We start from the raw sequence: 8,611 nt of genomic DNA on the forward strand, positions 1-8,611 counted from the left end.
GGGCGTGCAGCACGAATCCGCCCTCGCCGTCCTCCAGCCGCTGGTAGCACAGGCCGGTCGGCACGCCCTGCGCCCGCAGCAGCGCGGCCAGCAGGGTGTAGGTGGTGAACGGCAGTGAGACGAAGACGGCGACGAAGACCAGCCAGGGTCTGGCGTGGGCGGCGTCGCCGAGCCATGCCTGGGGGTGGTCGATCAGGCCGAGGTCGAGCAGCAGGCGGTTGAGCACGCCGGCGACCTGGTCGAGCATCCAGCGGAAGCCGATCGCGGTCATCAGCACGGAGGCCGCCCAGGGGGCGATGAGCGCCCAACGGGTGAGGCGGCGGCCGGGGAAGTTCTGGTTGAACAACTGGGCCAGTGCGAGCGAGATCAGCATGGTCAGGCCGACGACGGCGACCGTCCACACCACGGTCCAGGTGAGGACGCCGGGCAGCCGGGGGTCACTGAAGAGTTTGTGGTACTTGACCAGTCCGGCCGGGCCGTGGTCCGTGCCCGTGGTGTCGATCCTGTGGAGCGAGGTGGTGACCATCTCGATGACCGGCCACACGACCACGCCCAGGATGAGCACGACGGCAGGGGCCAGCCAGGGCAGTGCCCCGAGCCGGGAGAAGAGGGAACGGCGCCTGGCCGGCCGGCCCGCCTTCGGCGCGGCCGGCCGGGAGGGGGCACCCGGCCGGACGTCCGTGGTGCTGCGAGAAGACACGGTGGGGGTTCCCTTTGCGGTCGCGCCGGTCACTCGCCGGCCTGCCGGGCGGCCTGCTGGAGCGCGTCGAGGGCCTTCTTCGGGTCGCTGGCCGCGCTGCCGATCTGGGTCTTGACCTGTGCGGAGACGGCGGGCCAGGTCGGGTCGCTGAGCGGGTAGAAGGTGGCGGTGGGCAGGATCTGCAGGAACGGCGCGAGCGCCTTCTCGTCCGGGTCGGCCTGGAGAGCGGTGAGCGCGGACCGGGTGACCGGCAGCAGGTTGTACTCCTTGTCGAACTTCACCGTGTTGTCCTTGCTGTAGGCGAAGTCGAGGAAGGCCTTGATCTGGTCCTTGTGGCCGCTCTTCTTGAAGGCCATCACCCAGTCGGCGACGCCGAGGGTGGCCTGGGAGGCGCCGTCCTTGCCGGGCAGCGCCGTCCAGGTGACGTCCATGTCCTTGACGTCGTTCAGCTGGGTGGGGATGCCGTTGAGCATGCCGACCTTGCCCGAGGCGAAGTCCTTGGCCAGGTCGGTGCGGTTGACGGAGGCCGGGCTCTGCTCGGTCAGACCGGCGTCCACCCAGCTCTTGAGCTGGGTGAAGGTGTCGATGTTGGCCTGCGAGTTGATGACGTACTGGCCCTTGGCGTCCTGGTAGCCGCCGTGGTTCTCCAGCATCCAGATGAACGCCTCGCCCTGGGCCTCCTCCCTGCCCAGCGGTACGCCGAGCGGGATCTCCACGCCGGCGTTCTTCATGGCGGTGGCGGCCGCGGTGAGGTCGGCCCAGGTCTTGGGCGGGTTGGCCGGGTCGAGGCCGGCCTTCCTGAAGAGGGCGTTGTTGATCAGGAACATCCGGGCGCTGGAGATGAACGGGATGCCGTACTGGGTGCCGTCCTGTTCGCCGGCCCGGGCCATCGCGGGGAGGAGGTCCGCCGTGGTGGCGGCGGAGAGGACCTCCTGGGCCGGGTAGAGCTGGCCGTTCTTGGCGAAGTCGGCGTAGCCGCCGGTCTGCAGGATGTCCGGCTGGTTGCCGTTCTGCACCATCGTCTTGACCTGGGTGTCGATGTCGTTCCAGTTGATGACCTGGAGGTCGACCTTGATTTTGGGGTTCTGCTGCTCGAAGGCGGAGATCACCCCCTGCCAGTACGCCTGGGTCGGGTTCTGTCCGTTGGAGCCGTAGTCGGCCGCGACGAACTTGATCGTGGTGACGCCGTCGGCGGAGGTCGAACCGGAATTCGATCCCTTGCTGCACCCCGACAGCGCGAGCGCTCCGGCCACCGTGGCCGCCGACAAGGAGAGCAGACGCCGCTTCATCTCTGATACCGCCTTTGTAGCTGGGGCCGGCCCCAGCGGCGGCCCTGGTGGGGGATCGTGCAGTTTGCGCGAAGGTGCGCTGTGCGCGCGATATTTGGTCAATATCGAGCATCAGTGTCACCAGAGTGTGCACCGCCGCCTTCCTGGCGGGCTAGCCGCGTTACCGAAGCGTTGCAGTCGGAGTTGAGGCAACCCGGCCCCCTGAAGCTGCTTGACATGTGACTGAAACTGCTCAATCGATCGAAGACCGTATCGACGGCGCGCGGTCATGTGGCGAAGTGGCGCCGACGGAGAGCCAAGGCGGCTGGCCACCAGCGTTGCTCATAGATGACGTATTGGGCTATGAATAGATCAGTTTCAAGCATTGTGGCTCGCCAGTCTGAGCGAACGTCGGGACGGACCGAAGCCCGAGCACCGCCCCCGAGCCCCTACCGAGGAGAGTCCTGAATGAGTCATGTCGAGCGGGAGATCGCCAGTCAGCCGCAGTGCTGGAGCAGGGTGCTGGAGCTGGAGCCCGCTGGGCTCCCGGAGCGGGGTGAGCGGGTGGCCGTGATCGGCTGCGGAACGTCCCTGTACATCGCGCAGGCGTACGCGTCGTTGCGCGAGGCTGCCGGGCTCGGGGAGACCGACGCGTTCGCGGCCTCGGAGTTCCCGGCCGCCCGCGGCTATGACCGGCTGGTCGCCATCAGTCGCTCCGGGACGACGACCGAGGTGCTCGCCGCCCTCGCCCGGGCCCAGCACATCCCGAGCGTGGCGCTCACCGGCGACCTCGACACGCCGATCAGCACGGCCGCGAACACCGTCGTGGACCTGGAGTTCGCCGACGAGAAGTCGGTGGTGCAGACCCGCTTCGCCACCACGGCGCTCGCCCTGCTGCGCGGCCACCTGGACCTGGCCCCGGCCGACCTTGCCGAGCAGGCAGAGCGGGCGCTGACCGAGGACCTGCCCGAAGGCGCCGTCAGCGCAGGCCAGTTCACCTTCGTCGGCACCGGCTGGACAGTCGGCCTCGCCAACGAGGCGGCGCTCAAGCTCCGCGAGGCCTCCGGAGCCTGGACCGAGTCCTACCCCGCGATGGAGTACCGGCACGGCCCGATCAGCATCGCCGCCCCCGGCCGGGTGGTCTGGTTCTTCGGCGAGCCGCCGACCGGACTGCTGGAGCAGGTGCAGGGCATCGGCGCCGTCACCTCGGTGACCACCCTCGACCCACTGGCCGACCTGGTACGCGCCCAGCGCCTCGCCGTGGAGCTCGCCAAGGCCGACGGACTGGACCCCGACCAGCCGCGCAACCTGACCCGCTCGATCGTCCTGGCCCAGCCGTGACCAGAGTGATCGCCCTCGATGTCGGCGGCACCTACATCAAGGGCGGCACGGCCGACGAGGGCGGCATCCTGCGGGAGAGCGACCGCTGGTTCACCGGAGCCGAGCGCGGCCCGGACGCGGTGCTGGAGACGGTGCTGGCGGCGGCCCGCGAACTGGCCGACCGGCACCGCCCGGCGGCGGCGGGCATCGCGGTGCCCGGCATCGTCGACGAGTCGTCAGGAACCTCGGTCCTGGCGGCCAACCTCGGCTGGCGCCGACTGCCGGTCCGGGACTGGCTCGCCGAGGAGCTGGGCGTCCCGGTGGCACTGGGCCACGACGTCCGGGCCGGCGGCCTGGCCGAAGCACGGATCGGCGCGGGACGCGGCAGCCGGGACTTCCTGTTCGTCCCGGTCGGCACCGGCATCGCGGCAGCCGTCATGTCCGACGGCCGGGCGGTGACCGGTAGCCACGTGCGGGCCGGGGAGCTCGGCCACCTGGTGGTCCGGCCCGGCGGGCCGGCCTGCCCCTGTGGCGGCCGGGGCTGCCTGGAGACCGTCGCCTCGGCGGCCGCCATCGCCCGCCGCTACACCGCTGCCACCGGGGAGGGCGGGGTCACCGCCAAGGACGTCGGCGAGCGCGCCGCCGCCGGGGACCAGGCCGCCGTCACGGTCTGGAACGAGGCGATCGAGGCGCTCGCGGACGGGCTGGCCGCCGCGATCACGCTGCTGGACCCCGAGCGCATCGTGATCGGCGGCGGCCTCGCCAGGGCCGGCGAGCCGTACTTCACACCCCTGCGCGCAGCGGTGGCCGAGCGGCTCACCTTCCAGACACTGCCGCAGGTCCTCCCCGCCGAACTCGGCCACGAGGCCGGCTGTCAGGGTGCCGCCCTGCTGGCGCTCGACCTGCTGCATCGGAAGGCCGGCCGGTGATCCTGACCGTCACGCTCAACGCCGCGCTCGATGTCACCTACCGGCTCGACCGGTTGCGCCCGCGAGGGAGCAACCGCGTCCGGTCGACGGCCGAGCGGGCCGGTGGCAAGGGGGTCAACGTGTCCCGGGTGCTGCACGCCCTCGGCCACGAGACCGTGGTCACCGGCTTCGCCGGGGGAACCGCCGGCGCGACGCTGCGGCGCGACCTCGCCGCCGCCCGCCTGCCCGAACGCCTGCTGCCGATCGCCGGGGAGACCCGCCGCACGGTGGCGGTGGTGGACGAGAGCGCCGGGGACACCACCATCCTGCTCGAACCGGGCCCGGCGATCTCGACCGAGGACTGGGCCCGGCTGCTCGACCACCTCGACGGCCTCCTGCCCCGGGCGTCGGCGGTGGTGTTCTCCGGCAGCCTGCCGCCGGGCGTGCCCGAGGACGCGTACGGCCGACTGGTGCGGCTGGCCCGCGCACACCGAGTCCCGTCAGTGGTCGACGCGGACGGTGCCGCGCTGCGGGCCGCGCTGGCGGCCGGCCCCGACCTGGTCAAGCCGAACGCCGACGAACTCGCCGCCGCATCCGGCCTGACGGACCCGGTCGCCGCGGCCGGTGCGCTGGTCGACGGCGGAGCCGGGGCGGTGGTCGCCTCACTCGGCCCCGACGGCCTCATCGCCGTGACGCCGCAGGCGAGTTGGCGGGCCAGGCCGCCGGATCACCTGGCCGGAAACCCCACCGGAGCGGGAGACGCCGCGGTGGCCGCCTTGACGCTCGGCCTGGTCGACGCCACCCCCTGGCCGGAGCGGCTGGCCGAGGCGGTGGCCCTGTCCGCCGCCGCCGTGCGCGCCCCGTTGGCCGGCGACTTCGACCCCGACGTCCACCGCCGCCTGCGACCGCTGGTGGACGTCCACCCCCTGCACTCTCAGAGGAGCCCCCGATGCCCTTGACCGGAACCGGCGCCATCGTCACCCCCGCGGCGGACTCCGCACGCGGGGTGGGCGCCTTCAACGTCATCCAGCTCGAACACGCCCAGGCCATCGTGGCGGGCGCCGAGGCGGCCGGTGCCCCGGTGGTCCTGCAGCTGAGCGAGAACGCGATCCGCTACCACGGGCAGCTGGCCCCGATAGCCTCCGCCGTGCTCGCCACGGCCCGCACCGCCTCGGTGCCGGTCGCGGTCCACCTCGACCACGCGACCTCGGCGGACCTGGTGACCGAGGCCGTCGAACTCGGCTTCTCCTCGGTCATGTTCGACGCCTCCGTGCTGCCCTACGAGGAGAACGTCCGCGCCACCGCCGAGGTCGTCGCCCGCTGCCATGCGGCAGGCGTGTGGGTGGAGGCCGAGCTCGGCGAGGTCGGCGGCAAGGACGGCGTGCACGCCCCCGGTGCGCGGACCGTTCCCGCCGAGGCCGCCGCCTTCGTCGCCGCGACCGGCGTCGACGCCCTCGCGGTGGCCGTCGGGACCTCCCACGCCATGCTCACTCGCGACGCCGTCCTCGACTTCGACCTGATCGCCGAACTGCGCGCGGCCGTACCGGTCCCGCTGGTCCTGCACGGCTCATCCGGCGTGGCCGACGAGCACCTGACCCGCGCCGTCGAGCACGGTATGACCAAGGTCAACATCGCCACCCACCTCAACCAGGTCTTCACCGGCGCCGTGCGGCGCGCCCTCGAAGACAACCCGGAGCTCGTCGATACCCGCCGTTACCTGGGCTCCGGCCGGACGGCCGTGGCGGCGGAGGTCTCCCGCCTGCTGCGCGTCCTCAAGGCGCCGGGGGCCTGAGGACGGTGACGCGCCGAGGCCCCTCTCGACACACGGCGGGCCTCGGCGTCGCACTGCCCGATGTTGCCCTACCTTTATGCTCAAAAGATGGACGAAGATGCTTGATAGTGATTAATCAAGCTGCATTAAGCGCATATGTTGACAACATCAGCCACGGTGCACTGCACTGGTCGGCGCAGGCGTAGGCCTGCCGGACATCTCATCGGCGTCACCCGAAGACGGCGAGGACCGCGCCTCGGACCGTCACTTCACCGCATCCGGAGCGGACTTGCCCGTACCGCGCGCTACGCCGAGCGGCCCGTCGGCCCCTCCGACGGCCGACAGGGAGGTGCGCGCGAGCAGGTGAGCGACCGGGTGCCGGTTCCGCGACAACCAGTCAGGAGTACATGGCTCATGGCACTTGCTTCCTATCGCCGACACAGGCGATCCGTCACCGCGGTCATCGCCGCGATCGCTGCGTCGACCGGCTCCTTCCTCGCTCCGAGTGTTGCCGTCGCGTCGCCCACCGCCACCAGCCCGAACGGCAACGCACTGGCCGTGACGCCGCCGATGGGCTTCAACAACTGGGCACGGTTCGGCTGCCGCGCCGACAACCCCAACCCCGGTGACGCGGGGGTGAGCGAGAAACTGATCCTGGCCCAGGCCAAAGCCCTGGTCGACAAGAAGTTGGCGGCCAAGGGGTACGACACGGTCACCGTGGACGACTGCTGGATGGCCGCCTCGCGCGACGCGACCGGCAACCTCGTCGCCGACCCGACGGTCTTCCCGCACGGCATGGCCTGGCTCGGCAGGCAACTGCACGCCAAGGGACTCAAGTTCGGCCTCTACGAGGACATCGGCACCGACACCTGCGGCGGCTACCCCGGCAGCTGGAACCATTTCCAGCAGGACGCGAACCTCTTCGCGTCCTGGGGCGTGGACTACATCAAGCTCGACGGCTGCAACATGCCGGCCTCGGCGAACACCGCGGCTGGCTACAGCCAGGCGTACAAGGACTTCGGCGCCGCCATGAAGGCCAACGCCAGCGGTCGCGACATGGTCTTCTCCGAATCCTCGCCCGCCTACTTCTACATCGGCCGGTCCGACCTCGCCGACTGGTACACGGTCATCGACCAGGCGAGTCGGAGCGGCCAGCTCTGGCGCGAGGGCTACGACGTCAAGATGTACCACTCCTCCCACAACGCCTGGAGCCACGACGGCAACCAGGCAGGAGTGATGACCCAGTACGGGTACAACTCGCAGCTCGCGCGCTACTCGGGCCCCGGCAGCTGGAACGACCCGGACTTCCTCATCACCGGTGACGCGCTCACCGACGAGGAGTCGCGCAGCCAGTTCGCGCTGTGGTCGATGATGGCCTCGCCCCTGATCCTCAGTACCGACATCCCCAACCTCTCCGCCGCGTCACTGGCGACGCTGTCCAACACGGACATCATCGCGATCGACCAGGACCCGCTCGGCAAGCAGGCGGGCGTCGTCTCCCGGAACGGCACCGTCGACGTCCTCTCCCGCCCGCTGGCCAACGGGGACCGGGCCGTCGCCCTGCTCAACCGCGGAACCGGCGCGATCACGGCCGGCACCACGCTCGATGCCGTCGGCTTCCAGGGCGACGGGTGCTCGGCCGGCGTCAAGGACCTGTGGACCGGAACGAGGTCCTCCAGCACCGGCACGATCAGCACCTCCGTCCCCGCGCACGGCACCGCGATCTTCCGCGTGACCCCCGGTGCGGGCTGTACGGGCCAGCAGCCCACCGGACAGATCGCCGGCATGGGTGGGAAGTGCCTGGACGACGCGTACGCAGGCACGGGCCCGGACAACCCCGTCACCCTCTACGGTTGCCACGGCGGTGCCAACCAGCGCTGGACGATGCCGGGCGACGGCACCGTCCGCACCCTCGGAGGCTGCCTCGACGCCGTCTACCGGAGCGACGACAGCCGCCATGTGGGCTACTGGGCCGTGCTGAACCCCTGCGACGGGCGCGCCAGTGAGCAATGGGCCTACCAGCGCAACGGCTACCTGCAGAACACCGGCCTGAACCTGTGCGTGGACGACTACGCGTCCGACACCACGGACGCCACCCCGATCATCGTCGACGGCTGCGGCGTGAGCGAGGTCAACCAGGCCAACCAGATCTGGGTCCTGCCCGTCTGATGACCTGTGGTCGCCGTCCGCCGTCGAGGCGGGCGGCGACCCGGCCGTCAGCGGGGTCGGCCCCCGGGGCGCGTGCACCGTCGCACCGCCTTCCCACCGCGCTCCCCACCGGCGACGCCGCCATCGCGAGCAGGTACCGCATGAGTGCTCAGTCGGCCTTCACGGGCCGGAACGTCTCGCCGCCGAGCACCCAGCGGCCGCGGCGCATGACGGCGACGAGGTCGTAGCTCCCGGAGTCGACCACGACGAGGTCGGCGAGCTTGCCGGTCTCCAGCGAGCCGATCGAGTCGCTCAGGCCGAGCAGCCGGGCCGGGGTGGCGGACAGCGACTCCACGGCCTGGCCGAGCGTCAGCCTCCCGACGGTGAGGGCTCTTCGGAACACCCGGTCCAGGGTCAGCGTGGACCCGGCGATGGAGCTGCCGTCGGGGAGCATGGCGACGCCGTTCTTGACCTGGACCTGGAGGGGGCCGAGGGG

At 71.2% G+C, this 8,611-nt stretch carries 8 protein-coding genes; 5 read left to right on the forward strand and 3 right to left on the reverse strand.

The window, feature by feature from the left end:
- Both ACIQOV_RS14835 and ACIQOV_RS14840 read right to left on the reverse strand, forming a co-directional pair.
- A partial coding sequence (locus ACIQOV_RS14835; RefSeq protein ID WP_401048635.1) for a carbohydrate ABC transporter permease occupies positions 1-700 on the reverse strand: 700 nt, incomplete at its 3' end.
- A gap of 29 nt (positions 701-729) precedes the next feature.
- A complete protein-coding gene (locus tag ACIQOV_RS14840) occupies positions 730-1,989 on the reverse strand; it encodes an ABC transporter substrate-binding protein (RefSeq protein ID WP_401048636.1) in 1,260 nt (419 codons plus the stop codon).
- A 447-nt stretch (positions 1,990-2,436) separates the two neighbouring features.
- Here ACIQOV_RS14840 and ACIQOV_RS14845 point away from each other — a divergent pair, with 447 nt between their 5' ends.
- The 5 genes from ACIQOV_RS14845 to ACIQOV_RS14865 all read left to right on the forward strand — a co-directional run bounded on the left by ACIQOV_RS14845 (position 2,437) and on the right by ACIQOV_RS14865 (position 8,136).
- A complete protein-coding gene (locus ACIQOV_RS14845) occupies positions 2,437-3,309 on the forward strand; it encodes an SIS domain-containing protein (protein WP_401048638.1) in 873 nt (290 codons plus the stop codon).
- Entirely contained in the window at positions 3,306-4,217 is a 912-nt protein-coding gene (locus ACIQOV_RS14850) for an ROK family protein (RefSeq protein WP_401048640.1), read from the forward strand. Before ACIQOV_RS14845 ends, ACIQOV_RS14850 begins: the two co-directional genes overlap by 4 nt.
- Positions 4,214-5,155 carry a 1-phosphofructokinase family hexose kinase gene (locus tag ACIQOV_RS14855; RefSeq protein ID WP_401048642.1) on the forward strand — a complete coding sequence of 314 codons (942 nt, stop codon included), beginning with the start codon at positions 4,214-4,216 and terminating at the stop codon, positions 5,153-5,155. Before ACIQOV_RS14850 ends, ACIQOV_RS14855 begins: the two co-directional genes overlap by 4 nt.
- The gene (locus ACIQOV_RS14860; protein WP_401048643.1) at positions 5,146-5,988 is read left to right on the forward strand and encodes a ketose-bisphosphate aldolase; all 843 of its coding nucleotides are present in this window, start codon (positions 5,146-5,148) and stop codon (positions 5,986-5,988) included. Before ACIQOV_RS14855 ends, ACIQOV_RS14860 begins: the two co-directional genes overlap by 10 nt.
- A gap of 393 nt (positions 5,989-6,381) precedes the next feature.
- The gene (locus tag ACIQOV_RS14865) at positions 6,382-8,136 is read left to right on the forward strand and encodes a ricin-type beta-trefoil lectin domain protein (protein WP_401048644.1); all 1,755 of its coding nucleotides are present in this window, start codon (positions 6,382-6,384) and stop codon (positions 8,134-8,136) included.
- A 148-nt stretch (positions 8,137-8,284) separates the two neighbouring features.
- On the opposite strand, the gene ACIQOV_RS14870 is transcribed toward ACIQOV_RS14865, so the two are convergent.
- Positions 8,285-8,611, reverse strand: a 327-nt coding sequence (locus ACIQOV_RS14870; protein WP_401048646.1) for an amidohydrolase family protein, incomplete at its 5' end; no start/stop codon positions are given.

The organism is Kitasatospora sp. NPDC091257 (genome assembly GCF_044757675.1).
Classification (GTDB): domain Bacteria; phylum Actinomycetota; class Actinomycetes; order Streptomycetales; family Streptomycetaceae; genus Kitasatospora; species Kitasatospora lactacystinica.